We start from the raw sequence: 26908 nt of genomic DNA, 5'->3' as shown, positions 1-26908 counted from the left end.
AACGGGTTCGGCCGACAGTCAATATTCGGAGCGCGGAGTGTGATACCAAATGAGCGACAGTCAAGAGTTCGAGGAGGAGTACGCCGATTTAGGCGCGACGACACAGAACGCGATGGACATCGCGGAGACGAGCATGGACATCGTCCGCCAGTTCGTCCCCGACGAGACGCTGGCCGACCGCGTTCGACAGAAGTCGGTTCACTCGATGGGCGACATCGAGTTCCAGCACCTGATCGAGTTCACCGGCGGGGACGACCTCGGCGACGACGAGGACGCGCCTGTCCGTGCGGGGGCTCGAGCCGTCCTCGACGAGGCCACGATCGTCACGGACATCACAATGTCGAAGGCCGGCATCACCGGTCGCGGCCACAACTGCGAGAAGCGCAAGGCGATCGGCAACGGCGCCGAACTGGCGGAGAAGACGGGGATGACCCGGACCGCGGCCTCGGTGCTCGAACTCGACAAGCAGGGCGTCTACGACGGCGCGATCGCGACGATCGGCAACGCGCCGACGGCCGCCTTCGCGCTGGCCGATTGCATCGAGAACGGCACCCGTCCTGCAGCCATCGTCGCGACTCCGGTCGGCTTCGTCAAGGCCGAGGAGAGCCGCCAGCGCATCCGCGAGATCAGCGCGGAGTACGACGTGCCCGCGATCACGAACGTCGGCCGACGCGGCGGGAGCGGCCTCGCCGCGGCCCTGACGAACGAACTGATCCACGTCGCCAAAGACGTTCGGACCGACGAGATCGACCTCGAGCTCGATGCCGAGACGCGGGCCGCGGACGGCCGGAACCGATGAGCGGCGAGTACGACCTCGAGTCGGGACCGGATCCGGCTACGTTCGCGGCGGGAGCGGCGGAGCCCGATAGTGACGAGCGCGCTGTCGACCCCGTCTACGCCGTCGGCGTCGGCCCGGGCAATCAGGAGTATCTGACTCCGCGCGGTCGGCGGGCGATCCGGGAGGCCGACGTCGTCGTCGGCTTCACTACCGTCGTGGAGTTCGTCGCGGACCTGACCGACGCGGACCTGCTGACCTGCGGCTACAAGGACGAGGCCGACGCGCTCGAGGCGTTCGGCGAGCGCGTCGCCGCCGGCGAGTCGGGGACTGCGGTCGCGATGGGCGATCCGAATCACTCGGGCTACCAGTTCGTCGGAAAGGTACAGGATACGGTGGAACGCCACGATTCCGAGATTCCGGTCCGCGTGATCCCCGGCATCTCCTCGATCCAAATGGCCGCGAGCCGCGCCCGGACGCCGATGGAGGACACCGAGTTCGTCACGCTCCACAAGAGCGGCGACCTCGAGTCGGACATGGACCGACTCGCGAGGGCAGCGACGGACGACGAGCGACACCTGCTCGTGCTCCCGCGGCCCTACGATCGGATGCCCGGCGACATCGCGGAGTTCCTGCTCGAGGAGGGCGCTGATCCGGATCTCGAGGCGCTGGTACTCGAGAAGTTAACCCACGACGACGAGCAAATTCATCGGTTCACACTGGCCGAGTTGTCCGAGCACGCTGGTGGCTCCGGACCGGAAGACACGCCGTTCTCGGATCTGGTCGTGCTCGCGGTTCGGCAACCGGTTCCGTAGTCGAACGGCAGAACGGATCGGTCGCGGGTATCGCAGGCGATCTCTCCGTCGTCGTCCCCGTTCGGTCTCCGCTGCCGTCTCACTCCGGAACGTCGCCGGCGACGACGTACTGCTCGTAGTTCGGCTCTTCGCCCCAGAGTACCGACTCCATCAGCGGCTCGTATTCGACCCGCTCGAGCCCGTGTTCTTCGAGTATGTCGACCAACGCTTCGGGCGGGCGTCCGTCGTACAGCGGTAACTCGTCGTGGATCTCTTGATAGCCGTCGAACGGTTCCTCGAAGTCCCAGTGGCCCTCGATCAAGACGATCCGGCCGCCCGGACGGACGACCCGTTGCCACTCCCGAAGCGCCGCCGACGGGTTCGGCAGCGTCCAGACGAGGTGCCGAGCCGTCAGCGTGTCGTATGCGTTCTCGGGATCCGAGATCGATTCCGCGTCCCCGTTTCGGAACTCGACCGACAGGTCCCGTTCGTCGGCTTTCGCTCGAGCGCGCTCGAGCATGTCCGTCGAGAGGTCGACGCCGGAGACGTCGTGACCGAGTTCGGCCAGCAACAGCGAGATGACGCCGGTTCCACAGCCGACGTCGAGAACCCGCTGGGGTGGGTCACCGTCACCGAACCAGTCCCGAAGGATCGACAGCCAGGCGTCGCGCTGCTCGTCGCCGTGTACGGCGTGGTGGCTGTCTCCGTCGTACGATTCCGCGCGGTCGTTCCAGTACTGCTGGACGCGCTCTTTGACGGCCTCGTCGTCTCGATCCGTCACGACTGTCTCCCCCTCCGGACTGCGGATCGGTGTGAACCGACGCGACGGTCCTCGAATGCCATTGTTCGCTGTGATTGTCGGCTGAACAAAATAACTGTTTCGCGAACGGGTAGCGGATTCTGCGCGGGCCCGTGAACGACGTATCTGCGATCGGCGGCCACGGAGCAGTCCGGTGACGGGCGACCGCTCGGGTCGGTCACTCGTCTTGCTCGTACTCCCGTAGGACCGTCGAGACGGTATTCTCGACCTCTTCGAGCGCGACGGAATGGGTCTTCCGCAGGTCCTCGTCGTCCTGTGTCTCCCCTAAGTGTCTGAGCGCCTCTCGGAGGTGCCGTTCGGTGTCGGGTCCTGTTTCTTCACTCATAGTTCGAGCGGCGAATCGTAACCGACTCGAGCGGTTAAGTTCGTCGGTGGGTGGGGTCACTCGAGCGCGTCTCGGACCGCCGCCCGCCATTCGGCGAAGGTCGCGTCGTCCAGCACGGGAGCGGTCGACTCGAGATCTACAGCCACCTCGTCGGCCAGTTCGATCCACGCGCGACAGCCCCGGTAGCTCCCGCGTTCCTCGATGAGACGCGGCGACTCGAGTGCCGACACCCGGAGCAACAGCACCCGCAGGTCGTCGTCCGGATCGTACTTGTCGCGGAGTCCCTCGGGCGTGTAGACGTAGTGGCGCGCGAGGGCGGCGAGGTCGTCGCTCGAGATCGTGTACTCCTCGCGGACCTCGGCGACGGCGCGGACCGGCACGCCGTCGTCAGGTTTCGCGCTCGAACGGTGGTAGTACTGCTCGTACCGGGACTGGTAGCGGGCCGGTTCTTGATGGCTGTAGGCCGGATAGAGGACGAACCGGTCGTCGATCGTTCCCGGATCGAGGGTCGGGTGGCGAACGAGCACCGTCTGCGCGCCGTCGAGCAGGGCGTTGACGACGCCGGCGCGTTCTTTCAGCGCCGGCACGGTCTCAGCGGCCGTCGTCGCGTCAGTCATTGATCTCGCGTTCTCGAACGCAGAGGACGCCCAACTCGGTTTCGGTTGCCTCAGATTGCGACGCGGATATCGATCGCTGTACACTGTCCTGAGAACAGCGCACTCCGGGAAACTAGCGTGTCGTGGCGCGCGCTCGGCCACGGTGAGCGACTGCGAACCGTGGTCCGAAGCCGCGCGAGGTCTTCGCGAACGTGTGAGCGAAGGCGTGTCAGCGCTCGCTCTGGCAATGGATGAGCGAACGAACCTGCGAGTGAGCGAATCGGCTGGGGAGGACGTGGTAATTCCCTGTTGGCACGATAGCAGAACGTTGTCCGATCTCTCGCCCTCTCTCGAGCGAACCGCTCTCCCATCGAAACAGCCGCTGACGCCCCGTTCCGACGGATTCAAGTTCAGTTGTGCGAACGCAACCACAATGATGAACGGATTCGTCCTCGGTGGCGTCAGCTCCGGCGTCGGAAAGACAGTCGCGACGCTGTCGATCATTCAGGCGCTCGAGGACGCCGGCCACGAGGTCCAGCCCGCCAAGGCGGGCCCGGACTTCATCGATCCGAGCCACCACGAGGCGATCGCCGGTCGGCCCTCCCGCACGCTCGATCTGTGGCTCTGCGGCGCGGACGGCCTCCGGCGGAACTACCGGCGCGGCGAGGGCGACGTTTGCGTCGTCGAGGGCGTGATGGGACTGTACGACGGCGACGGCTCGAGCACCGCGATGGTCGCCGAAGCGCTCGACCTACCGGTCGTCCTCGTGGTCGACGCCAAGGCGGGCATGGAGAGCGTCGCGGCGACCGCGCTCGGCTTCCGGGAGTACGCCGACACCATCGGTCGCGATATCGAAGTGGCCGGCGTCGTCGCCCAGCGCGCCCACGGCGGCCGCCACGAGCAGGGGATCCGCGACGCCCTACCCGACGACCTCGCATACTTCGGTCGGATTCCGCCGAACGACGACCTCGAGATTCCGGATCGACACCTTGGGCTCGAGATGGGCGGTGAAGCCGCCTTGCCGAGAGCGGCGTTGCGGGAGGCCGCCGAATCGCTCGAGGCCGAGCGATTGGCCGCCGTTGCGAGCGAGCCCCCGACTCCCGAATCCCCAGCACCGAGCGCCGCGAGTGCGGAGCCGGTCGACGCGACGATCGCCGTCGCCAGCGACGCCGCGTTTTGCTTCCGGTATCCCGCGACGCTCGAACGGTTCCGGGAGCGCGCCGAGATTGTCACGTTCTCGCCGGTCGCGGGCGATCCCGTCCCGGACGCCGACGCGGTCTACCTCCCCGGCGGCTACCCCGAACTTCACACCGCCGAACTCGAGTCGGCCGGCACCCTCGCCGAACTCGGCAATCTGGCCGCCGACGGGTTTCCGGTCCTCGGCGAGTGCGGCGGGCTGATGGCCATGAGCCAGTCGCTGACCACTGCGGCGGGCGAGCGCCACGAGATGGCTGGCATCCTCCCCGCGGACGTGACCATGCACGACCGCTATCAGGCGCTCGATCACGTCGAACTCGAGGCCGTCGAGGGGACGCTGACCGCCGACGCCGGCGAGACGATACGGGGCCACGAGTTCCACTACTCGAGCGCCGACGTCGACGGCGACGCCCGCTTCGCTTTCGAGACGGTGCGAGGCGACGGTATCGACGGCGACCACGATGGCCTGACTGAGTACGACTCGCTCGGTACGTACGTCCACGTGCACGTCGAAAGCGGGGCGTTCGATCGGTTCCTCGAGCGTGTCGAGGGATGACAAAGTGCGTCGGTCGCGCCCGGAACGCATCTCGGTTCGTCCTCGGCGATAGCGTTCGTCGGTCGGTGAATCCCACCGATCACGCCGACCGGCTGCGTTGACGGCATCTCTGCTTCGCGGCGATCAAACGTGGCCACTCTCGGTGAGCCATAGATAGCTGTATTTATGCGACTACGATTGGAAATTTGACTATAGATGGCGAAGCTCAGGATCTTCGGGTCGATCCACCCCAACACTCGGGGCGTCGTCGAAGACGACCTCCGGGAGTTCTCGCGTGGGGCGGACGCGATCGCGGTCGAACACCCGCGGCTCGGGGAGACCGCTCGTTCCGCGGTCGCTCTCGTCCTCCGGTATCCGTTCCTTTTTGTCGGGCTCCAGTTGGTGTTCCTCTTCCAGATGCCGCTGTACGCACTGTTCAATCGGGATCTGCGCTCTACCGAGTCCCTCGCCGCCCAGGCGGTGGCGGGGGAGCGGCCGGTCCACGAGGTCGATCGCCACCCGCTTGCGATCCTCGAGGACCGGAGTCCCGGATGGCTCGTCGCCAACTGGGTCGCGTTTCTTGCGCTCGCGATCGCGTACCCGGCCGAGACGTTCGTTGCGGCGGGACTCGCTGTCGGACTGCTCGCTATCGTGACGGTCCGATCCCGGTACGGCGTCCGGCGTCCGATGGTCGTTGCAGCAGTGGTGCTGACCGCGGTCGGCTGCGGGCTGGTCGCTGTCGATCTCTTCCGGACCGATATCGGGTCGAGTTTCGTCGCCCTGTCGTATCTCGTCGGCGGAATCGGTCTCATCAGGTACACACTCGAGGCGCGCAACGAGGCGATGCTCGAGGACATCGCCACGCTCGCGGCGACCCACGACTACGAGCGGATCTGTCTCACGACCGGGTATGCACACCTCCCGGGGCTGGTCGAACGGGCGGCCGACCACGGTCTGACGACGGTCGACATCTTCAAACCGCGGTGGCGAGCATCGGGCGAGATGGTCGACCCCGAAGCGGTCCTCGCGTCGGACGATCACGACGTTCGACCCGACATGGAAGCCGCGGGCAACGTCCTCGGCAGACGAGTCGTGGCGACGGTGATCGACTTGCTGGTACTCGCCCTGATCGCGCTCGCTGGTCCGGTAGTCATCGTCGGTATCGACTCGGCGCATTCGATCGGTGGCGATGCGGTTTTCAGCGCTTTCACACTCTGCTGGTGGCTGCTGTCGCCGCCGGCGTACTACGTGATCGGCGAAGCGATATACGGGCAGACCGTCGGGAAATCGATCCTCGATCTGACGGTCGTTCGGATCGACGGCTCCCCGTGTACGGTCCGCGATGCGGTCGTTCGAACGACGGTACGCCCGCTCGATTTCCTCCCGGCCGGCTATTTCCTCGGCGGTGTCATCGCCGCGGTAACCGACTACGGCCAGCGGCTGGGCGACCTCGCGGCCGGCACGACCGTCGTGAAACTTACCGAAGCGAACACCGGATCGTCGACAGCGGCCGCTCGCTCGGCTGACGATCGACGTGCGGGCCCCGCCGTCGATCGGCCGGTCGGAGCCGATGAGACGGAGCAGACGCCGACGGCTAGGCGGAAGCCGTAGCCGCCTTGTCGCCACTCGCGGGAGACCGGACTCACTGGTCGTATTGTACTCACGAAAGAAATTCACCCGATGCGACTGGTGGATAATTAATTAACAGACACTATCGATGGTAGCAATCGTATGGCCGAAACCGTCCAGCGCCTCGAGCCCCTGTCGCGTCGCCCGCTGACCGACCGAACCTGTCTCGTAACGGGATCGTCTCGCGGGATCGGTCGCGAGATCGCGTTCGAACTCGCTCGCTGCGGTGCCGACGTGGCGGTCAACTACCGCTCCTCGGAGGCACAGGCACGCGAGGTCACCGAGACGATCGAGGAAAACGGCGAGACGGCGGTTCCCGTCCAGGCCGACGTGTCGGACCCGGCGGCCGTCGAGCGGATGGCCGCGGCGGTCCGCGAGGAACTCGGCGAAATCGACGTGCTGGTCAACAACGCGGGGATCACCGTCGACCGGACGTTCGAGGACATGACCTACGAGGACTGGCAGACGGTCATCGACGTCAACCTCAATGGAACGTTCAACTGCACGAAGGCGTTCTACGAGGACATCAAAACGTCCGAGCACGGCCGGCTGATCAATATCTCGAGCGTGGTCGGCCAGCAGGGCAACTACGGGCAGGCCAACTACGCGACCTCGAAGGGCGGGCTCTTCGCGTTCACCCGGACGCTGGCGCTCGAACTCGCCAGCCACGGCTCGACGGCTAACTGCGTCGCGCCGGGCTTTACCGAGACGGACATGCTCGAGAAGGTGCCCGAACGAGTTCAGGAGAAGATCCGTGCGGACATTCCCCTCGATCGGTTCGCCGACCCCGAGGACATCGTCGGCATGGTCCGATTCCTTGCCGGCGATCAGGCCGAATACATGACCGGGCAGGTCCTCGGAATCAACGGCGGAATGGAGTGGTGACCGTCCGCTGCGGCGGCTTCTCGGCGGCATTTTCAGTCTGAGCGAACGGTCCGGCTGTGTTCGACAACTCCCGTTGTCCTACTCCAACTCCACCTGAGCAATCGTAGTTGTTCTACCCCAAACAAAATTGTTTTAGGGACGGGCTCTGTTCCAACGGATGATGCCACCCATCGCGCTTCCACACGACGCGAAGGCCGGACCCACGAAGTCGGAGGTCCGCGCCGTCGTCCGCTCGAAGCTCGCGCTCGAGCCGGACGACCACTTCGCGGAGGTCGGCTCCTGTACGGGGGCCGTCACCATCGAAGCCGCACAGCGAGCCGGGCGGGTGACCGCTCTCGAGCGGAAACCCGAACGACTCGAGACGACCGAGAAGAACCTCGCCGCGAACGAGGACGCCGTGCGAGCGGACGTCGAACTCCGCAACGCGGAAGCGCCCGAGGGGCTGCCCGACGACGCCGATGCGCTCTTTCTGGGCGGGAGCCGGAACTTCGAGGCGGTCCTCGACCACGCCGTCGAGACCGAGATCGACCGCGTCGTCATGAACGTCTCGCGGCTCGAGGTCGCGGGCGAAGCGACCGAGGCCTTCCGCGAGCGGGACCTGCTCGAGGAGGTCATCCAGTTCCAGGTGAGCCACGGCTACGAACTCGCCGGGGCGACGAGTTTCAACTCGGACAACCCGGTGTACATGCTGGTCGGGAGTGCAACGCCGGACGACGAGGACGGAGACGGCGGGAAGACAGTTGCAGCCGACGGTAGCGGGGAGAGTCGACAATGACGCTCTACGGCGTCGGACTCGGCCCCGGCGAGGCAGACCTCGTGACCGTTCGCGGGCAGGAAGTCCTCGAGAACGCGGACGTGGTCTACTCGCCGGGCCGCCTCTCCCGGACCGTCGCGCTGAACCACGTCGACGAGTCGAAGATCGGGGACCTCGACTTCCCGATGACGAAAGACGAAGAGAAGCTGCGAGCGGCCTGGAAGGAGGCCGCGGCGGAGATCGCACCCAACGCTCGCGACGGCGATGTCGCCTTCGTGACGCTGGGCGATCCGAACGTCTACTCGACCTTCGGACACTTGCGTCGGACGATCGACGCCTTCCATTCGGACATCGACCTCGAGATCGTCCCCGGCGTCAGCGCCGTGACCGCGTTCGCGACCGCGATGGGGGTCGAGATCGAGGCCGGTGCCGGGCTCTCCCTACGGGAGGCCGCGAGCGGCGCGAGTCCGACGGGACCGGACCGGATGATCCTGTTCAAGGTCACCGACGCGCCGGCGACCCACGAGGGACTCGTCGCGGCCGGCTACGACGTGACCTACGGCCGCCGGCTGTTCATGGAACAGGGCGAGACCCTCGTCACCGACGACCCAAGCGAGATCGACGAACGGGACTACTACACCCTCGCCTACGCCGAGAAGGAGGACCTCGAGGTCGAGCAGGCGACAGCCGCCTTCGCTGACGACGAGTCCGGATCGGAAGAGGCGACAAGTGCGGACACGGCGGAGGCCATCGATGACTGACGACACACCGAACGACCCACAGGACGCGATCGACTCCCAGGGCGAGCGCCGCCGCGAGGAACTCGACGACCGGATCTTCGAGCACAGCGCCGGCGACGAACAGGAGGGGATTCCCTTCGTCGGTGCCGGCCCCGGCAACCCGCGACTGCTGACCGTCGCCGGGAAGGAACTGCTCGAGGAAGCCGACCTCGTCGTGCACGCGGGTTCGCTGGTCAACAGCGAACTGTTGGACGAGTACTGCGGCCACGCCGAACTCGTGAATTCGGTCGGGAAGGACCTCGAGGAACTGATCCCGCTGATGCGGGACGCCTACGAGGACGGCGACAACGTCGTCCGCCTGCACAGCGGCGATCCGGCCATCTACGGCGCGGCGCTCGAGCAGATGGACGCGCTGGAACACGAGGGCGTGCCGACCCACTTCGTCCCCGGCGTCACGTCGGCGTTCGCGGCCAGTGCGACGCTGCGGACCCAACTGACGCTCAACGAGGTCTCGAATCACGTCGCGTTCACCCGGCCGCAGGGCAAGACCCTGACCCCGGAGGAGGACCACATCTCCGACTTCGTCGAGATGGGCGACGTGACGACCTGCATCTACCTTGGCACCCACGCGGTTCGGGACACGATGGACCGACTGCTCGAGGACGACCACGACCCCGAGACGCCGGTCGCGGTGATCTACCACGCCTCGTGGCCGGACGAGGACGTGATCATCGGTTCGATCGGCGATATCGCCGATAAAGTGGAGGAGGCAGGGTATCGGGCCTCGGCGCTGGTCGTCATCGGCGACGCCGTGACCGGCGCGGGCTACGAACGATCCTTCCTCTACGGTGATTGGGCCAATCGCGGTTCTTCGGAAAATTCGGCTGAAACGGAGGCGAGCGATGATTGAGATGATTCGGACTCGAGACCGCAACCACGGTGAAAGCCCCCAGTTCCCTCGACTCGGGGGCCTCGCTGCGCGTCTCGGTCGGTCGCAGGGCTCCCTCCCTGCGGTGCTTGCTTCGTCCGCCTTCGCCGAGGGAACTGGCCCCTTTCAGTCCCACCCGAGCGGTGGACTGGACGGGTCGGTTAGACGTGGAACGGACAATTTCGGTACGAGAGGAGTTACACAATGAGTTCAGGCACTGAGAACGCGGATACGACGGACGATTCTGGATCGGACTCCGGCGGCGGCCACTGTTCGACGGCGGACTCGGACGGCGAAGTCGCCGAGGAGATCGCGATCATCTCCTTCGGCCGGAAGATGGACACCGCCGAGGAGATCAAAGCGGAGATCGGCGATCGCTACGAGGCGATCGACATCATCGAGTACCACGGCGACGTCTTCGAGGAACATTGGGGCGAGTACGACTGTTTCATCGGGCTCATGGCCTCGGGGATCGCGATGCGGAAGACGGCCCACCTGCTCGACGACAAGTGGGACGATCCCGCGATCTGCGTCGTCGACGAGGAACTGACGTGGGCGATTCCGATCACGGGCGGCCACCACGGCGCGAATCAGGTCGCCCAGGATCTGGCAACGATGGGTGCCGTGCCGGCGATGACCACCGCGAGCGAGGCCGCCGGCAAGCAGGGCGTCGAGTCCCGCGCGAAGGCGATGGACACCCACGTCGTCAACGGCGATTCGACGGTCAAGACCAACCTCGCTGTCCTCGACGACAATCTCGGCCCCGTCGAGCGACTCGAGGGCCCGAAGGCCGTCCTCGTCGGCGACGACGTGACGGTGCTCAAGCGCAACGAGGACGACGGCTGCGTCCTCGGCACCGGCAGCGTCTCCGGCGCGAGCAAAGAGGCGTTCCTCGCCGCGTGGGAGGACGCCCTCGAGCAGACCGACTACGACCTCGCGGACGTCGAGTTCGTCGGCACCGCGACCCGGAAGGAAGACGAGGAAGGCCTGCTCGAGGCAGCCCAAGAACTCGATCTGGGCGTCGTCGCCTTCGACAAGGAGACGCTGCTCGAACACGAGGGGCCGACCCCCTCGAAATCGAAGGAGCTGATCGGCTGGCCGGGCGTTTCGGAAGCGTCGGCGATCGCCGGCGGAGCCGAGCAGGAACTGATCCTCGAGAAAATCAGCTACGAGAACGAGGTCACGGTGGCGATCGGCCGATGAGTTCGGACGCCGAATCGACCGACGCGACGGCCGGCGGCACCCCCGACGACCACGGCACGCTCTACGTCGTCGGCATCGGTCCCGGCCTGCCCGAGCACATGACCAAGCGGGCCAAGGAGGTCATCGAGTCCTCGGAGGTCGTCATCGCCTCGAGCCTCTATCAGGAGTTCCTGCGCGACGACGGCACCCTGCTGCCGGAGGAGGAGACGGACGATGACGGCATCGCGGTCCGCGACGATGGCTTCGAGCAGGAGATCATCCGCTCGACGATGGGTCGCCAGATCGAACTCGCCCGCGCGGCGTTCGACCACGTCCGCGAGGGGAAGGACGTAGCCCACGTCTCCGGCGGCGATCCGTCGGTCTACGGCAAGTCCGACCTCATCTTCAAGATGGCCGAGGAGGACGACGCGACGGACGTACCGATCGAGATCGTCCCCGGTCTCACCGCGGCACTCGGCGGGTCGGCCAACGTCGGCGCACCGCTGTGTAACGACTTCTGTACGGTCTCGCTGTCGGACAAGTGGCGCGGCTGGGACGAGATCGAGGAGAAGCTTCGCGCGGCGGCGATCTCCGATTTCGTGATCGTCCTCTACAACTGCTGGCGCAACTACGAGAAGGCCGTCGAGATCGTCCGCGAGGAGCGGACCGACGACGCCTACGTGGCCATCGTCAACGACGCCGGGCGCGCGGATGCCGGCCGGAACGGCGAGAGCCAGTTCATCACCACCCTCGGCGAGGCCGCCGACCACGACGACAAGGTCTCCGGGATGGGCACCTCGCTGATCATCGGCAACCACGAGACCGAAACGTGGCGCAACGACGACCGAACGTACCTCGTCACCCCGCGCGGCGGGCGTGATGTCGACGACTTCTGAAACACTACCACACCCATGAGTACGGACACTAACGCGGACACCGACGACGAATCGACTTCCAAATGCGGAGCCTCGAGCACGGAGAGCAACAGCGAGGCCAGCACCGATAGCTCGAGTTCGAAGTGTGGCGCGTCGAGCACGAGTACGGACGACTCGAGCAGTTCGAAGTGCGGAGCGTCTTCGAGTTCCAGTTCCTCGTCGTCCTCGAGTTGCGGTGCGAGTTCGGACGACGACAGTTCGAACGAGAAGGAGGTCGGCTCCACGGTCGACGACTTCGACGCCGAACCGGGCCAGCTGAGCGCCGTCGGCCTCGGCCCGGGCCACCCGGAGGGGATGACCGATCGCGCGAAGACCGCGCTGCTCGAGGCCGACCATATCGTCGGCTACACGACCTACATCGACCTCATTCCGGACGAGATCACCGAAGCGGCCGACGAGCTGTACGACACGCCGATGTGCGGCGAAGTGTCCCGCACCGAGGAAGCCATCGACCGCGCGCTCGCAGGCAACGACGTCGCCATCGTCGGCAGCGGCGACCCCAACGTCTACGCACTGGGCGGGCTCGCGCTCGAGATCCTCGAGTCCAAGGGCGCGACGGCGTCGATGGTCGACTTCGAGGCCGTGCCGGGCGTCCCGGCGGCCCAGTCCTGTGCGGCCCGACTGGGTGCGCCGCTGGTCAACGACACCGTCTCGATCTCGCTGTCGGATCACCTCGTCCCGATGCCCGAGATCGAGTCGCGACTCCACTCCGCCGCCAAGGAGTCCTTTACGATCACGATCTACAACCCGTGGAGCCGCAAGCGCCGGGAGAACTTCGAGAAGGCCTGCGAGATCCTCATGGCCCACCGCGACGCGGACACACCCGTTGGCATCGTCCACGGCGCCGGCCGCGAGGACGAGCAGGTGATGATCACCGAACTCGGCGAACTCGAGGAGTTAGGCGAGAGCGAGATCATCGACATGACGACGACGATCGTCGTCGGGAACGAGGACACCTACGTCTGGGACGACCGGATGGTCACCCCGCGCGGCTACGAGACGAAGTACGACTACTGAGGATTCGGAGGACACCCCACAATGCCACGATACGAAGTTACAATCGAAAAGGACGCCTGCGACGGCATCTTTGCCTGCCTGACCCGCGACCCGCGCTTTATCGAGGGCGAGGACGGGCTCGCGACCGTCGACCCCGGCGCGGACCCGGTCTACGACTGCGAGGGCGAGGTCACCGACAACGCCGAGCGCGTCGTCGCAACGTTCGACGACGATCGCATCGACGAAGCTCAGCAGGCTGCAGCGGCCTGTCCGACGGACGCGATCATCGTCGAGGAGGTAGGCGAATGAGCGAGACCGAAGCGACCGAAATCGAAGTGCCGGCCGATCCGCTCGCGGGTCACGCCGCCACGGCGTACTTCTGGGGTCACGTCGCCGGGAGCGGCGACGTTTCCGATAACGGCATCGAGGTCGTCGCCAACGACGAGGCATCAGCGCAGGTGCTCGCCGCCGTCGCCGGCGGCGACCTCGAGCACGACACGACGACTCGAGACTACGCCCACGACACCTCGATCACGCGCACGGAAGACGAGTACACGCTGACGATCGGCGGCGACGAGTCGGGGCTGCTCGGTCGCAGCGGCGCGCTCGGGCTGCCAGTCGACGGCCGTGGGAACTACCGCTTCGGCGCGTTCTCGGACTACGATCGGGAACTGCTCCGGGGCCTGCTCGAGGGGTGTGGCACCGTCTGTTTCAAGTCCTCGAGCGGTACCGTCGGCATCTCGTTCGTCCACGACGATCGGGACCTGCTCGCGTTCGCGCGGGAACTGATCGACGAGTGTCCGGTCGACGCGCCGATGGGCGACCTCTCCGAGACCTCCTCGGGCGGCTACTGGTTCGGCGTCGACGACGACGCCGCGCCCGAGTTCGGCACGTGGCTCTACGAGAACTGCGAGGAAACCGGGCTGTTCGCCCCGAGTCGCCGCCGCAAACTCGAGCGGAGCCTCGAGCAGGCAGCGGCGTACGACGAGTAGCTACCCGATCGACATCCACGATATCGATGAGCACACCCGACCAGACCACGCCCGCATCGACAGCCGGGTTCGACGACGAGGCCGTCCTCCTGATCGGTCACGGCTCCCGGCGCGAGAAGTCCAACGAACAGGTCCGCGAACTGGCCGCCGCCCTCGAGTCCCGACTGGGGATTCCGGTCGACGCCGCGTTCCTCGAACTCGCGGAGCCGGCGATCGACGAGGCGTTCGCGCAACTCGCACCCGTCGCGTCGCAGGTAACCGTCGTTCACTGCTCGCTGTTCGCCGCGAGCCACGTCAAAAACGACGTGCCGCTGGCGATCGAACAGGCCCGCGCCGAACACGACCTCGAGATCAACAACGGGTCGCATCTCGGGGTCCATCCCGCGATCTTGGACCTGCTTGACGACCGCGCCGCTGCGGTCGAAGCGGAACTGGGCGTCGATCGGACGGAAGACGACGTGGCCGTCGTCGTCTGTGGCCGCGGCTCGAGCGATCCGGACGCCAACGGCGACGTGCACAAACTCGCCCGGCTGCTCTACGAGGGCCGCGCGTTCGACCGCGTCGAGGCGACGTTCATCGGCGTCACGGAGCCGACGCTCGAGGAGAGTCTGCACGGACTCTCGAAGCACCGCCCCGACGCGGTCGTCGTCCTGCCGTACATGCTCGGCGACGGCGTGTTGACCCAGCGGGTCCGGGACTGGACCGCGGAGTTCGACGCGGACTACCCCTACGTCGACGCGCTGGCCGGCGACCCGCTCGGCACCGACTCGCGGCTGCTGGACGTCTTCGCCGACCGCTGGCAGGAGGCCCGCACCGACAGCGTCGAGATGTCCTGTGACACGTGCAAGTACAAGGTCGACCTCGAGGGCTATGAGGAAGACGTCGGCGGGGCGCGAGCCATGCTCCGGGCGCTGGCCCATCAGGAGGCCCACGCCGACCGCGAGGACATCGACGACGAACCCCACAGCCACGACGCGCCCGAAAAGCACGTCGCGGTCTGTACCAACCAGACCTGCGCGAAGATGGGCTCGCCGGCGGTCCTCGAGCGACTCCGGCAGGAAGTGCGGGACTCGGAGCACTGCGATGCCCGCATCACCCGCTCCTCGTGTCTCGGCCGCTGTGGCGACGGACCGATGGTCGCGGTCTACCCCGACGGCATCTGGTACGGCGGCGTCGAGGACGACGACGCCGAACGGATCGTGGGCGACCACCTCGATCGGGACCGCATCGTCAGCGACCTCGTCGATCAGACGCTGTAGCACTGAGACGAAACCAGAATTCGATACCCGAAATTCACCATACACCTATGAGCTGCTACGAAATCGAAGCACTACGACTCGGACTGATGAACGTCCTCGGCGTCGGGGACGACAGCGCCCGCGATCACGCGGAGAAGGAACTCGAAGGCCATCTCGAGGGCCCCATTCAGGGGCTCGCGGAGGCCGACAGCCTCGCCGAGGTCGAGCGCCACCTCGACGCGGCGCTGGTCGACCTCGAGGAGGAGGTCGCGTCGATGGACAGTGACGACCCCGAGTACGACTACACGCGGGGGCGGCTGCTGGCGGTCCGCGATGCCGAGCGAGCCGTGCAACGGCTGAGCGCGCAGGGCGAGCACATCGTCGGCGGACTCGGCGACGCCCACGACACGCTCCACGAGACCTTCCCCGTCGAGGAGTGACGATGGCCGACACTGCCGATATCGAACGCGACCGGCCCCGCCAGTTCCGCTCGGTCCCGCTCGGCGAGATCGAAACGGCCCGCAGCCGCCACATGTGGACCCGATCCGCGGTCGGGTTCGCCGAATCCGGCGACCTCGTCGTCACCGGCGAGTGGGACGGGACCGTCACCGCCCGCGAAACCGACTCGCTCGAGGCCCGGTGGACGGTCGATCATCCGGACCATGCAGTTGGAATCGCATCGCTCGCGGACGATGGAGCCCAGCACGATGAGACGATCGTCGTCGCCGGCCGCGGCGAGAGCGGGACGATCGCGGCCTACGACGCCGAGACGGGAGCGCGGCGCTGGCGGTACGACACCGTCGACGACCTCGGCGAGGCGGTCAAAGACACCGTCTTCTACCTGCCCTACGTCGTCGCCTGTGAGACGGGGATCGACGCCGACGGCAACGAGCGACTCTACGCCGCTGCCCGGCGCTACGAACGCGACGGCGAACGGCGGCAGTGGCACAGCACCGTCTACGCGTTCGACGCCGACGGCTCGATCCGCTGGACGTACGAGACCGACGCCTCGCCGATCGCGCTCGATCTCGACACTGCGGGCGAGCGACTGGCGGTCGGCTACAACCGCTGTATGGGCGACCACGACACCGGTCTGGTCGTCCTCGCAACCGAATCGGGCGACCTCGAGTGGACGTGGGACCCCGGCACGGAGGGCGACCGCCGCGTCGGCGACGTCTCGTTCGACGGCGATTCGATCGCGGTCTCGAGCCACGGCGACAAGCGGGGCTACCTGCTCGGTCCCCGCGGTGCCGAGCGCTGGCGCGTCGACCTCGCGACGGAGACCGAGATCGACGGCGAGCGGCTGTACGCCTATCCGAACCACGCGTACGCGAGCGACGGCCGCGTGGCGTTCGTGACCGGCAACACCTACGCGGTCGAGAGCCGGGAGACCGACTCCCGCCATCCGAACGAACACCGAGTGGCCGCGTTCGACGCCGACGGCGACCTCCTGTGGGACGACGCGGTTCGGGGCTTCGTCCACGGTCTCGCCGCAGACCGCGGGCGGTTGGTCGCGCCCTGCGCCCAGAACTTCCGCGTCCGTGATCCCGATACGCACGCCGTCCGCTGGTTCGACCTCGAGTCCGGCGACGGCGGCTGCGAGCGCGTCGACGGCATCGCGACCGCGGCCGCCGTCGAGAACGAGACTGTCGCGGCCGTCGAGGAACCCGTCGAGTACCACGACGAGGGCGAGACCCGCGGCGAGTACGCGCTCCGGGTCGGCTCGCTCGAGTAGCGACGGTCGCCGGTTCGACCGATTTTCCGCGACGACTTTTTTGTTCCGTACCTGTCGGAGAGTCGCATACGCAAGGCCAACCACCACAACGCTCACTGCCGTCTCTTCGTCCGTATAATGACCAAGGATTTCGCACATGACGGCCGCGAGGACCGTTCGGATCCCGCGAGGGTCGAGCGCTCCTCGAGCCGTCCCGATGAGGAAGACCGGGAGGCGGGACCGCCGCCCCGGGTGATGACTGACGGCGGGCAAGCGGAGATGGAAGAGGCCGACGAGGACGCCGAAGCCGAAGACACGCCCGAGGGTGACGAAGCGGCTGAATCGGAATCTGAAGAAGAGTCCCAAGAGGTCGAGGAAGAAGCCGAAACGGAAGCTGAGGAAGCGGATCAAGAGTCCGAAGCGGAGACTGAAGAAGAAGCTGAGGAAGGGTCCCAAGAGGTCGAGGAAGAGGCTGAGGAGGAAGTCGAAGAAGAATCCCCCAAAGAGGAGGCTGACGAAGAGGAGGCTGACGAAGAGGAGACCGACGAAGAAGGGATTGAAGAGGAGGTCGACGAAGACGAGGAAGCCGGCGAAGACGAGGACGAACGCGAGGACACCGGGGACCTCGTCGACGACGACCGCGAGGACGGCCACGCCGAGGACGCCGAAGACGTCTACGAGGGCGACGACGCGTCCGGCGTCCTCCACCTCGACCTCGACGGCCTCTTTCTCGACGTGCTCGGCCTCGAGGTGAACCTGAATCCGGTCCAACTCGACGTCTCGGCGCGACCGGGCGGGAACAATCTGCTCGGAAATCTGCTGTCGGCGGTGACGGGACTGCTGGACGGTCCCGGTGCCATGCTGGACAAGGTAAAGTCGCTCCTGAGTAAGCCGGTAGAACTGCTCAAGCAGCTCCCAGGAAAGGCCAAAGAGGCCCTCAGCGGGCTGCTCGAGCGACCGAAGGAGTTCCTCACCGGACTGCTCAGCAAGCCAAAGGAGTGGCTCACCAGTCTGCTCGGTATCGGCGGTGACGAAGCAGAGGGTGACGCGGACGAAGCGGCTGAGGGAGAGGGCGAAGACGGTGAGTCCACTGGACCGCTCTCGTCGGCCGCCGGGTGGCTGAAATCGATCCTCGCCAAGCCCGTGGAGTGGCTCCGCGGGCTCTTCGGTGGAGAGCCAGCCGAGGCCGAGGAGGGAGCCGATGAAGAATCCGCAGCGGAAGATGAGGAAGCCGCGGAACCCGAAGAGGCAGCAGACGAGGAGGAGACTGGAGCGGAGACCCCCGGTCCCCTCTCCAGAGCGGCCGGCTGGCTGAAGGAGAAACTCGCCGGCCTCGTCCCCGGGTTCCCCGTCGAGGAACTCGTGGCGACGGTCGTCAGCGAAGTGATCGAACAGTTGATCGAGCAACTCGAGCCCGAGAGCGACGAGGAAGCGTCCGGCGGCGGCCCCGATGCGACGTCACAGGCAGAGGCATCATCATGAGCGACGAATCACTCACACAGCGGATTGACACGGAGAAGATCACGGAAAACATCGATGTCGATCAACTGGTCGAAGGGACCCAGTGGGAAGAGGAGATCGACGGGGACATGCCCCTCGGCGCGGCGCTGGGCGGCCAGATCGGTGCGCTCGTCGGCCGGAAGGTCGGCGAGTCCCTCGGCCGGACGATCGGCGATATGGTCGTTGAGGAACTGCTCAGCAGCGACGAGGCCGAGTCGGAGAGCGAGGACGACGAATCCGAGGAGGATGCCGAAGACGAAGAGACGGCAGAGGAGGAATCGGAGGAGTCCGAGGACGAAGACGAGGACGAGGAATCGGCGGACGAGGAAAGCGCCGAACCCGATGAATCCGAAGACGGCGAAGCCGAGGAGGAAGGCGACGCGGAAGCCGAGGCTGAAGGCGAGAGCGACGCCGAATCGGGCGAGGAAGAGGCGTCCGATCAGGACGACGCCACCGAGGAGACGGAAGACGACGAAGAGATGGAAGCGGAAGCCGAGGAGGAGTAAGCCCATGACACGGAATCGCGACACCACCGAATCGGATCACACGCGAGGTGATCGCCGTGAGTGACGGATCGGGGCTGAAGAGCATGGTCGCCGAAGAGGTCAGCAATCAGGTCGACGTGGCCGATATGCTCGGCGACGGCAGCATCGAGGACAGCATCGACGGGAGCGAAATCGGAGCCGCGGTCGGCCGCCAGTTCGGCGAGCAACTCGGCCGCGAACTGGGGACCGCGATCGGCCGCGAGATCCACGAGACGATCGACGAGGGCGTCGAGGAAGGGAAGGACCTCGGCGACCTGCAGTCGGAACTCCCGACGGCGATTCGGAACGCCATCCGTGACTCGGTCTCGGAGATGGAGGGCCGCGAGTCCCTCGAGTCGATGGCCAAGGGCGTCACCGAGGGGAGCAGCGTCGACGGACTCCTCGAGGGGATCGGCGGCGGCGAGAGCGACGAGGCCGAGGACGAATCGGCGGACGAAGCGGACTCGGAACCGACGGACGAAGACGAGGAGCCGGCGGAGTCCGAGGATGAAGACGAGGAATCGGTGGACGAAGCGGAAGAGGAGGACGGCGGTGACGAGCAGGTCGCCGACGAGGCGGATGATGAAAGCGACGAAAGCGACGAACCGGATACCGAAGCGTCCGAAGACGCTGACGAGGACGCCGATACGGCCGATGAGGGTGAGGACGAGTCCGAGCCGTCCGTGGAGGACCTCGAGGACCTCAGGAAGGACACCCTCGAGGACTTCCTCGGGGTGATGTCCTACAGCGATCTGCAGTCGGTCGCGAAGGACGTTGGCGTGAAGGCGAATTTGAGCCGGGAGGAGATGACCGACGAGATCATCGAAACGGTGACGGGCGAGGGGTCGGATTCGGACGAAGAGTCGGAGTCCGAAGCGGAGGCGGAAGCCGAGTAGTCGACTAACACGCATCGAACCCCGTTCGGAGAGGGGAAAGAGGCGGACACCACGCGGTAATCTCGGAGAGACCAATGAGCGAATCGCAACTACACGATCGGGTGCACGAGGTACTGAACCGGGCCGACACATCCAGTGGGTCGATCGTTTCCGGGGGCGATGCGGACGGCGACGACGAGTCGGCCGAGACGGACCTACTCGAGGCCGCCGCGGACGCGAGCGATCTGCTCGAATCGGCAGACCCCGACGAGTTGCTCGCGGCGGTCGGGCTGGACACCCTCGAGGACGGGAGCGAACCGGGCTCGATTCCGGAGGCGATCGCCCGCGGCGAACAGGAGAACCTCGAGGACCTCCAGCGGTTGCTCCACCTCTCGAAACTCGCCGATCGAGCGGACGATGGGGGGCTCGAGGCGGCCGTCGGCGACCTCCGGGAGACGATCGGCGAGCGGGCCGAGGCCGGCGGTGCCGGCGAGGAGAGCGACAGCGGCAGCGACGAACCGGACGCCGAACCGGCGAGTAGCGAGGACGGAGCGGACGAATCGACGAGCGACGAAGCGGACACGGCCGAGAGTGAGGACCCGGACGAGTCGGAGACCACCGGTGACATCGGGGACCGTCTCCGATCGGCGATGAGCGATTCGTTCGCCGACTTCGGCGACGAAATCTCCGAACTGAAAGAGCGACTCGAGTCGGCGAGTGCGGGGGCCGCCAGCGGCGAATCCGCTGGGGATGGGGACGATACCGACGAACCGGCCACCGATGCCGAGGACGGGGACGAAGCCGCGGCCGAGGAAGCGGAGACGGACGATACGGACGCGGAGGACGACGAGGGCCTCCTCGGATCCGGACTCGGAAGCGACGGAAACCGGGGCTCGGCGTCGGGCGGCCCGAGTCGCCACTCGACGATGGCACCGCCGCCGTCGAAGCGGGCGGACATGCGCGGGACCGCACGGCACTCGACGATGCCGGACAAGCACGGGTAGGTGCCAGGATCGGGTTCGGTCGGTGCCAGTTGGGGTTCGAACTCGCTCGAGACCGGTGCGACTAGTCGGGACCGGGTAAGCCCGCTCGAGACGGAGCGAGACGAAGCCGGGCGAAGCCATGCGTACTCCCGCTGAAACCTTATTCGCCTCGCCGTCGACGACCGGGTATGACAACCCATATCAGCGAGACGCAGGTCCGCCACTGGCTCGACGACACGGCGATCCGCGACGTGACCGAGCACACCGACGAGGACACCGCGTTCAATTTTCAGGTCGAACTCTCGCACCTGCCGGTCCACGTGATCAAGGAGGGCGAGTTCGGCCCGGTTCGAATCGTCGGCCGCAGCGGGTTCGACACCGAGGAAACCAGAAATCTGCTCCGCGACGATCAGCAACGCGCCGAGTTGCTCCGGTACGTCGGACCGATGCTGGCGGCGACGCCGGGGTTCTACACGTTTCTCGACGAGGAGGGGATCTCCTGTCAGTTGCGCGAAGCGGAGACGGTGCAGGTCGAGTACCGCATCTATCCGGACGGCGCATCCCAGCAGGCGCTAATGGACGGGATCATGTCGATCGCGACGAGCATGCGGTACGTCCAGAACGTCGTCGCGGCGGTCGCACAGTCCGAGTGATTCGTCGACGGTCGACGCCGTTCCGGTCGCCGTTTCGTAACCGGAAACCGTTACTATTTCGCCGGTAGCGCCGCCTCGATCGGGAGTCGTAACCGCTGGCGACTATTCGGAGCGGTACGTTTATAGGAGTGTCTTCCATCGTTGTTCCCAATATGGAATATCGACGCCGGGAGGTCCTCGGGGCGAGCGCGGCGGGGATTGCGACGGCCGTTGCGGGCTGCATCGGATCGGGGGATGACGATGGGGAAGGCTCGATCGCGGACGAGGAACTCGCACTCGCGACGACGACGAGTACGGAAGCGACGGGACTGCTCACCGAAATTAACGAAGCCTTCAGGGAGCGATACGGCGTGCGAGTCGCGGCCAACGCGGAGGGAACGGGTGCCTCGATCCGTTCCGCTCGAGACGGGAACGCGGACGTGATTCTGGTCCACGCCCGCTCGCGCGAAGACGAGTTCATGCAGGAGGGGTACGGCGTCAACCGGCGCGATCTGATGTTCAACGATTTCGTCGTCGTCGGCCCGAGCGACGATCCGGCCGGCATCGGCGACGCCGAGGGCGCGGCGGCCGCCTTCGACGCGATCGCGAGCGCCGAGGCGACGTTCGTCTCCCGCGGGGACGAGTCCGGAACGCACACGAAGGAACTCGTGATCTGGGACGAGGCCGGCGTCGAACCCGGCGGCGAGTGGTACCAGGAACTCGGGCAGGGGATGGGCGAGACGTTGACCAACGCGAACGAGTCGGGGGCCTACACGCTCGCCGATCGGGGCACCTACCTCTCGCGGGACGACCTCGACCTCGAGATCCTGGTGCAAGGCCCGATCGAGGGCGGCCCGGAGCTACTCGCGAACCCGTACGGGATCATGGCGGTCAACCCCGAGATTCATCCGAACGTCAACTACGACCTCGCGATGTCGTACATCGGGTTTTTCACGAGCCCCGAGGGCCAGCAGATCATCGAGGAGTTCACCGCGAACGGCGAACAACTGTTCTATCCCGAGGCGCTGTCGGAGGACCCGAACTTCCAGCAGTACGTCCCCGAAGGGTGGCAACCTGACTCCTCGGACGACTGATCGCGGTCGGCTCTCCCCACACCACTAATGGCATTCGAAGCGTTCTCCGATCCGACGTATCTCCGGAGCATCATCCGGATCTCGCTGACGGTCAGTCTGATCGCGGTCCTACTGAGTACCGCCCTGAGCCTGCCGATCGCCTTCGCCGTCGGCTTTTCGGACTTCAGGGGGAAGCGGTTCGTCACCGCCGTCATCAACACCGGGATGGGGTTTCCGAGCGTCGTCGTCGGACTCCTCGTCTGGTACGTCCTCTCGAATCAGGGGCCGCTGGGGTCCCTGAACCTCATCTACACGCCCGAGGCGATGATCATCTCCCAACTCGTCCTCGCCGCGCCCGTGATCACCGGCGTCGCGCTCTCAGCGATCGAAAGCGTCGACGACGCCGTGCAGGGGGCCGCCTACGGGGTCGGTGGCACGCGAGCCGATGTCGCCCTGATTACGCTCAAAGAGGCCCGATACGGCGTCATCACAGGCGTTCTCGCCGGATTCGGTCGAGCGATCAGCGAGGTCGGCTCCGTCCTCATCGTGGGCGGTAACATCGCCTACGCCGACGGCACCTCGAAGACCCGAACCCTGACCACCGCGATCCAGTTCGAGGTCCGGAAGGGCGAGTTCGAAACGGCGCTGGTACTCGGCGCGGTGTTGCTCGTCCTCGTCTTACTCGTCAACGGAGTCGTCTTGCGACTCGGAGGTCGATGATGCACGAGAGATACGACGCCCACGAGAACCTCGCGTCCGATCCCGATGAGACGACCATGAACCTCGCGCTCGAGGATGTCGCCTACGGCGTCGACGGCACGGAAATCGTAACGGACGTTTCACTCGAGGTCGAGTCCGGCGAGATCGTGACGATCATCGGTCCCTCGGGGGCCGGCAAGACCACGCTGTTGCGGCTGGCCGCCCTGTTCGAGCGACCGACCGACGGCGTCGTCCGCTGTGACGGGACGGACCCGTGGGCTCGCTCTCGAGACGAGCGACTCGAGATCCGCCGGCGGATCGGCATGGTCTTCCAGCGGGCGAGCCTGTTCGAGACGACGGTGGCGCGCAACGTGGATATCGGCGGCCGGGTCCGCCGGCCGTGGTCCCAGCGGCTCCGGGACTTCGCACAGCGAGTCGTTACTCGCTGGATTCGGGGCTCGCCGACGGTCGACGACCGCACCCTCGAGGCGCTCGAACTCGTCGGGCTCCGGGACGAGTGGGACCGCGATGCGGGGTCGCTGTCAGGCGGGGAGGCCCAGCGGGTGTCGTTCGCCCGCGCGCTCGCGCCGCGACCGGAGTTGCTCGTCCTCGACGAGCCGACCTCCGATCTCGATCCGCGGAATACGGCCATCCTCGAGCGGGCGATCGAGCAGGTCCGCGAGCGCGACCGCGGCGTCTTGCTCGCGACCCACGACATGCACCAGGCCGAGCGGATCTCGGACCGCGTCGCCTTCCTGCTCGAGGGGGAACTCGTCGAGGTCGGCCCGCCGGACCGGATCTTCGACGACCCGCGCGACGAGCGGACCGCTCGCTTCGTCCGTGGGGATCTATTGTACGATGAAAACGAACTTCCAGCCTGACCGCGAAGGGTGACTCGAGCGGTCCCATCGCGATCGGTCGGGACCACCGCGTGAGCCACCGATGACCATGGAAAAGGAGTTCGACCCCTATCTGCGGATCGACGATGTCGCAGTCGACCGCAGCGACGTCGCGATGTTGCGCGCGATCGACGAGCGCGGCTCGCTGTCGGGCGCGGCCGAGGCCCTCGAGCGCTCCTATCCGCGGCTGCAACAGCGGGTGGTCGAACTCGAGGCGGCGATCGGCCCGCTGGTCGAGCGGACCCGCGGCGGGGCTAACGGCGGCGGGAGTTCCCTGACGGGGACGGCCAGAGACCTGCTGGCGCGGTTCGATCGGCTGGTCGCGGCCTACGAGGGCGTCGCCCGCGTCGACGAGACGGTGCTTTCAGGCCCGGTCGTCGACCGCGATGGCGAACTCGCGACCGTCGCGACCGGTGTCGGGGACGTGCTGGCGGTCGTGCCGTCCGACGCCGCGAGCGCGTCCGTGACGATCCGATCCGACGCCGTCAGCCTGCACGCACCGAGCGACGTGCCCCGAGCAGAGGGGACGAGCGTCAGAAATCGGTTTCCGGGGACCGTCTCGTGGCTCGAGGCCGGCGATGCGGTCGCGCGGGTGGGGATCGAACTCGGAGGCGACGGCGGTGACAAGAGCGGGAATGCGGACGACACGGAACTCGTCGCGCTCGTCACGCGGCGAAGCGTCGAGGCGCTGGGGCTCGAGCCCGGCCGCTCAATCGTCGCCTCGGTGAAGGCGACGGCGGCTCGCGGCGTCGCGGACCGTGTGCGGAGGGCCAACGGCAACTGACCGAGTTACTGCGTCCCGCCGACGCCGATCTCGTTCTCGAAGCGCGCGAAGAAGTCGTCGACGAACCGCCGGCGGGACTCGCCGAGGCGACGTCCGGGTTCGGTGTACAGCGCGTCCAGCCGCTCGTCGACCCACTCTCGAAGGAGCGTGATGTCCGGCAGCCCCGACACAGCCACTTCGGATGCCGACGCGTCGTCGATTACCGCGTACGGTTCGCCCCGTCTCCCCGACCGTTCGCCGACGATACAGGACAGTCGGACGATCCCGCGTGCGCCGGCGGCGTCTAACTTGTCCGCGTCGAAGAGCAGCCGCGCCTCCAGCGTCTCCGGCTCCGGCGAACTCGCCCGAATACTGTGCGCCCGGATACAGTGCGTGACGGCGTCGATTCGGTCCGCCGCGACACCTTCTCTCTCGAGGCGGTCCGCGGCCTCGGCCGCGCCCCACGCATCGTGATCGTCGATCTCGCCCGTTCGCTCCAGCGGGCGACCGATGTCGTGGAACCAGGCCGCCGCAGCGAGGACGTCTCGCTCGACGGCGCTTTCGCAGTCGTTTGCCAACCGAATCGATAGGTCTCGGACGCGGGTGGCGTGGAACCGATCGTGCGCCGGGAGGGCGTCGTCGTAATAGGGCATCGACAGCGCTCGAGCAAGGGGGGCCAATTCCTGTGGCATCGTGGCCGTGAGAAGCACCGGCCGATACTACAATCCTTCTGAACTATCAGAGAGACGATCGGATTTCGAGAGCGTCTCCGGACGGCGGCCGACGAGCCATAGGCCTTTCTCGAGGCGGGCCGTATCGACGTCCATGTACGACTCCGTTCTGGTCGCGACCGACGGCAGTGAGGCCGCGGCCACCGCGGTCGACCACGCGGTCGCGCTCGCCCAGCGGTTCGACGCGCCGCTGTACGGGATCGCCGTCGTCGACGAGCGGACCGATTACGACAGCGGTATCGTCGACCCCGAGGAGGCCCGCCGACACCTCGAGGAGCGCGCGGACGACTGGCTCGCGGATCTCGAGACGACGGCGACCGAGGGCGACGTGGCCGTCGAGACGGTGGTTCGGTCCGGCGTTCCCCACGAGGAGATCCTCGAGTACGCGGCCGAGGTGGACGCGGGTGCGGTCGTCCTCGGCTCCCGCGGCCGCTCGTCGTTCAAGGGTGCGCTGCTCGGGAGCACCGTCGATAGGGTCGTCAGAACCGCGGACCGCCCGGTACTGGTTGTCGGGTAGCGAATCCGACGGGCTCGGATCGGTCGCGAACCCCGCAGGACGGCGGTATCAGATGTGAGTGCCCGGTTAGTAGAGGGAGAACATTTACCACTGCTGTCGTGTGACGTAGTCGTATGTCACTGCTCGTTCCCTTCGACGGCTCGGAACTGGCGACCCATGCGCTCGAGCGCGCGTCGACGTTCGGCGACCTGCTCGACGAGGAGGTCGTCGTCCTGACGGTGATTCCGGACGACGCCGACTACGCGCGAGAGCGGGGCTGGATCACGCAGGGCGAGCCGTTCGACGCGGAGGCGATCGCGGCGGGGATGCAGACGCGCGCCGCGGATGTCGCGCCGGAAGCGACAGTCAGGGTCGAGCGGGTCAGCTCCGACGAGCCGACCGCGACGTCGACGACGAACGTCGTCCGCGAGATCCGCCGCGTCGCCGGCGAGATCGAGGCGTCAGTCGTTTTCATCGGCTCGGAGAACGCTGGCTCGGTGATCGCGCCCCAGTCGAGCGTCGGGAGCCCGGTCGCGAACGACCAGCGCTACGACGTGTACGTCGTTCGCCGGCACGATACCGACGGTACCGAGGAAATCGTCGATATCGACTCGACGACGGACGAACCGTAGCCGACCTCGAGCGGGACCGACCACACTGTTGGGGGATGGATTCTCGCGAACGATTGCGCAGCGCCG

At 66.6% G+C, this 26908-nt stretch carries 31 protein-coding genes; 27 read left to right on the top strand and 4 right to left on the bottom strand.

What is annotated here, in order from left to right:
* Positions 1–49: 49 nt before the first annotated feature.
* Complete coding sequence (locus FEJ81_RS12535; protein ID WP_138245609.1) at positions 50–799, top strand: precorrin-8X methylmutase; 750 nt, start codon at positions 50–52, stop codon at positions 797–799.
* Positions 796–1590: a cobalt-precorrin-7 (C(5))-methyltransferase gene (locus tag FEJ81_RS12530; RefSeq protein WP_138245608.1), complete on the top strand. Its 795-nt coding sequence runs from the start codon at positions 796–798 to the stop codon at positions 1588–1590. Before FEJ81_RS12535 ends, FEJ81_RS12530 begins: the two co-directional genes overlap by 4 nt.
* Positions 1591–1669: 79 nt before the next feature.
* Here the strand turns inward: FEJ81_RS12530 and FEJ81_RS12525 are convergent, their stop codons facing one another.
* The 3 genes from FEJ81_RS12525 to FEJ81_RS12520 all read right to left on the bottom strand — a co-directional run bounded on the left by FEJ81_RS12525 (position 1670) and on the right by FEJ81_RS12520 (position 3331).
* Positions 1670–2350, bottom strand: coding sequence for a class I SAM-dependent methyltransferase (locus FEJ81_RS12525; RefSeq protein ID WP_138245607.1), 681 nt, complete (start codon positions 2348–2350; stop codon positions 1670–1672).
* A 196-nt stretch (positions 2351–2546) separates the two neighbouring features.
* The gene (locus FEJ81_RS23215) at positions 2547–2714 is read right to left on the bottom strand and encodes a hypothetical protein (RefSeq protein ID WP_175416412.1); all 168 of its coding nucleotides are present in this window, start codon (positions 2712–2714) and stop codon (positions 2547–2549) included.
* A 56-nt stretch (positions 2715–2770) separates the two neighbouring features.
* Positions 2771–3331 carry a DUF1802 family protein gene (locus FEJ81_RS12520; RefSeq protein ID WP_138245606.1) on the bottom strand — a complete coding sequence of 187 codons (561 nt, stop codon included), beginning with the start codon at positions 3329–3331 and terminating at the stop codon, positions 2771–2773.
* Between the two features lie 415 nt (positions 3332–3746).
* Between FEJ81_RS12520 and FEJ81_RS12515 the strand changes: the two genes are divergently transcribed.
* The 23 genes from FEJ81_RS12515 to FEJ81_RS12405 all read left to right on the top strand — a co-directional run bounded on the left by FEJ81_RS12515 (position 3747) and on the right by FEJ81_RS12405 (position 25004).
* Positions 3747–5063 carry a cobyrinic acid a,c-diamide synthase gene (locus tag FEJ81_RS12515; RefSeq protein WP_138246782.1) on the top strand — a complete coding sequence of 439 codons (1317 nt, stop codon included), beginning with the start codon at positions 3747–3749 and terminating at the stop codon, positions 5061–5063.
* A gap of 195 nt (positions 5064–5258) precedes the next feature.
* Positions 5259–6653 carry an RDD family protein gene (locus FEJ81_RS12510; RefSeq protein WP_138245605.1) on the top strand — a complete coding sequence of 465 codons (1395 nt, stop codon included), beginning with the start codon at positions 5259–5261 and terminating at the stop codon, positions 6651–6653.
* 120 nt (positions 6654–6773) lie between these two features.
* On the top strand, positions 6774–7556 hold the full coding sequence (locus FEJ81_RS12505) for a 3-oxoacyl-ACP reductase family protein (RefSeq protein WP_138245604.1): 783 nt from the start codon (positions 6774–6776) through the stop codon (positions 7554–7556).
* 160 nt (positions 7557–7716) lie between these two features.
* On the top strand, positions 7717–8331 hold the full coding sequence (gene cbiT / locus FEJ81_RS12500; RefSeq protein ID WP_138245603.1) for a precorrin-6Y C5,15-methyltransferase (decarboxylating) subunit CbiT: 615 nt from the start codon (positions 7717–7719) through the stop codon (positions 8329–8331).
* Positions 8328–9071, top strand: coding sequence for a cobalt-factor II C(20)-methyltransferase (locus tag FEJ81_RS12495; protein WP_138245602.1), 744 nt, complete (start codon positions 8328–8330; stop codon positions 9069–9071). The genes cbiT and FEJ81_RS12495 overlap by 4 nt, the downstream gene beginning before the upstream one ends.
* Positions 9064–9960: a cobalt-precorrin-4/precorrin-4 C(11)-methyltransferase gene (locus tag FEJ81_RS12490; protein ID WP_138245601.1), complete on the top strand. Its 897-nt coding sequence runs from the start codon at positions 9064–9066 to the stop codon at positions 9958–9960. Before FEJ81_RS12495 ends, FEJ81_RS12490 begins: the two co-directional genes overlap by 8 nt.
* A gap of 222 nt (positions 9961–10182) precedes the next feature.
* Positions 10183–11181 carry a cobalt-precorrin 5A hydrolase gene (gene cbiG / locus FEJ81_RS12485; protein WP_138245600.1) on the top strand — a complete coding sequence of 333 codons (999 nt, stop codon included), beginning with the start codon at positions 10183–10185 and terminating at the stop codon, positions 11179–11181.
* The gene (locus tag FEJ81_RS12480; RefSeq protein ID WP_138245599.1) at positions 11178–12056 is read left to right on the top strand and encodes a precorrin-3B C(17)-methyltransferase; all 879 of its coding nucleotides are present in this window, start codon (positions 11178–11180) and stop codon (positions 12054–12056) included. Before cbiG ends, FEJ81_RS12480 begins: the two co-directional genes overlap by 4 nt.
* A gap of 15 nt (positions 12057–12071) precedes the next feature.
* Positions 12072–13112, top strand: a complete 1041-nt coding sequence (cobJ, locus tag FEJ81_RS12475; RefSeq protein WP_138245598.1) for a precorrin-3B C(17)-methyltransferase — start codon at positions 12072–12074, stop codon at positions 13110–13112.
* Between the two features lie 21 nt (positions 13113–13133).
* On the top strand, positions 13134–13400 hold the full coding sequence (locus FEJ81_RS12470; protein ID WP_138245597.1) for a ferredoxin: 267 nt from the start codon (positions 13134–13136) through the stop codon (positions 13398–13400).
* On the top strand, positions 13397–14083 hold the full coding sequence (locus FEJ81_RS12465; RefSeq protein WP_138245596.1) for a cobalamin biosynthesis protein: 687 nt from the start codon (positions 13397–13399) through the stop codon (positions 14081–14083). Before FEJ81_RS12470 ends, FEJ81_RS12465 begins: the two co-directional genes overlap by 4 nt.
* 26 nt (positions 14084–14109) lie before the next feature.
* Complete coding sequence (locus tag FEJ81_RS12460) at positions 14110–15342, top strand: CbiX/SirB N-terminal domain-containing protein (RefSeq protein ID WP_138245595.1); 1233 nt, start codon at positions 14110–14112, stop codon at positions 15340–15342.
* Between the two features lie 47 nt (positions 15343–15389).
* Positions 15390–15761: a DUF3209 family protein gene (locus FEJ81_RS12455; protein ID WP_138245594.1), complete on the top strand. Its 372-nt coding sequence runs from the start codon at positions 15390–15392 to the stop codon at positions 15759–15761.
* Between the two features lie 2 nt (positions 15762–15763).
* Positions 15764–17056 carry an outer membrane protein assembly factor BamB family protein gene (locus FEJ81_RS12450; protein WP_138245593.1) on the top strand — a complete coding sequence of 431 codons (1293 nt, stop codon included), beginning with the start codon at positions 15764–15766 and terminating at the stop codon, positions 17054–17056.
* A gap of 117 nt (positions 17057–17173) precedes the next feature.
* The gene (locus tag FEJ81_RS12445; RefSeq protein ID WP_138245592.1) at positions 17174–18517 is read left to right on the top strand and encodes a DNA primase; all 1344 of its coding nucleotides are present in this window, start codon (positions 17174–17176) and stop codon (positions 18515–18517) included.
* On the top strand, positions 18514–19041 hold the full coding sequence (locus FEJ81_RS12440) for a hypothetical protein (protein ID WP_138245591.1): 528 nt from the start codon (positions 18514–18516) through the stop codon (positions 19039–19041). Before FEJ81_RS12445 ends, FEJ81_RS12440 begins: the two co-directional genes overlap by 4 nt.
* Before the next feature lie 47 nt (positions 19042–19088).
* Positions 19089–19955 carry a hypothetical protein gene (locus tag FEJ81_RS12435; protein WP_138245590.1) on the top strand — a complete coding sequence of 289 codons (867 nt, stop codon included), beginning with the start codon at positions 19089–19091 and terminating at the stop codon, positions 19953–19955.
* A 74-nt stretch (positions 19956–20029) separates the two neighbouring features.
* Positions 20030–20938, top strand: coding sequence for a hypothetical protein (locus FEJ81_RS12430; protein ID WP_138245589.1), 909 nt, complete (start codon positions 20030–20032; stop codon positions 20936–20938).
* Between the two features lie 167 nt (positions 20939–21105).
* Positions 21106–21570: a hypothetical protein gene (locus FEJ81_RS12425; RefSeq protein ID WP_138245588.1), complete on the top strand. Its 465-nt coding sequence runs from the start codon at positions 21106–21108 to the stop codon at positions 21568–21570.
* A gap of 152 nt (positions 21571–21722) precedes the next feature.
* Positions 21723–22643: an ABC transporter substrate-binding protein gene (locus tag FEJ81_RS12420; protein WP_138245587.1), complete on the top strand. Its 921-nt coding sequence runs from the start codon at positions 21723–21725 to the stop codon at positions 22641–22643.
* Between the two features lie 27 nt (positions 22644–22670).
* On the top strand, positions 22671–23342 hold the full coding sequence (locus FEJ81_RS12415; protein WP_138245586.1) for an ABC transporter permease: 672 nt from the start codon (positions 22671–22673) through the stop codon (positions 23340–23342).
* Positions 23343–23398: 56 nt separating this feature from the next.
* Complete coding sequence (locus tag FEJ81_RS12410; protein WP_138246781.1) at positions 23399–24202, top strand: amino acid ABC transporter ATP-binding protein; 804 nt, start codon at positions 23399–23401, stop codon at positions 24200–24202.
* Between the two features lie 67 nt (positions 24203–24269).
* Positions 24270–25004 (top strand): TOBE domain-containing protein, encoded by a 735-nt coding sequence (locus tag FEJ81_RS12405; protein WP_138246780.1) that lies wholly within the window; start codon positions 24270–24272, stop codon positions 25002–25004.
* A gap of 5 nt (positions 25005–25009) precedes the next feature.
* On the opposite strand, the gene FEJ81_RS12400 is transcribed toward FEJ81_RS12405, so the two are convergent.
* Positions 25010–25675, bottom strand: a complete 666-nt coding sequence (locus FEJ81_RS12400) for an HD domain-containing protein (RefSeq protein WP_138245585.1) — start codon at positions 25673–25675, stop codon at positions 25010–25012.
* Positions 25676–25808: 133 nt separating this feature from the next.
* On the opposite strand from FEJ81_RS12400, the gene FEJ81_RS12395 reads away from it, so the two are divergent.
* Both FEJ81_RS12395 and FEJ81_RS12390 read left to right on the top strand, forming a co-directional pair.
* Positions 25809–26231, top strand: a complete 423-nt coding sequence (locus tag FEJ81_RS12395; RefSeq protein WP_138245584.1) for a universal stress protein — start codon at positions 25809–25811, stop codon at positions 26229–26231.
* 113 nt (positions 26232–26344) lie between these two features.
* Positions 26345–26842 carry a universal stress protein gene (locus FEJ81_RS12390; protein WP_138245583.1) on the top strand — a complete coding sequence of 166 codons (498 nt, stop codon included), beginning with the start codon at positions 26345–26347 and terminating at the stop codon, positions 26840–26842.
* Positions 26843–26908 lie beyond the last annotated feature (66 nt).

Source organism: Natrinema versiforme (assembly GCF_005576615.1).
GTDB lineage: Archaea > Halobacteriota > Halobacteria > Halobacteriales > Natrialbaceae > Natrinema > Natrinema versiforme_A.
Note: the sequence above shows the minus strand (reverse complement) of the source record. Positions and strands in the feature narration are given on the sequence as shown.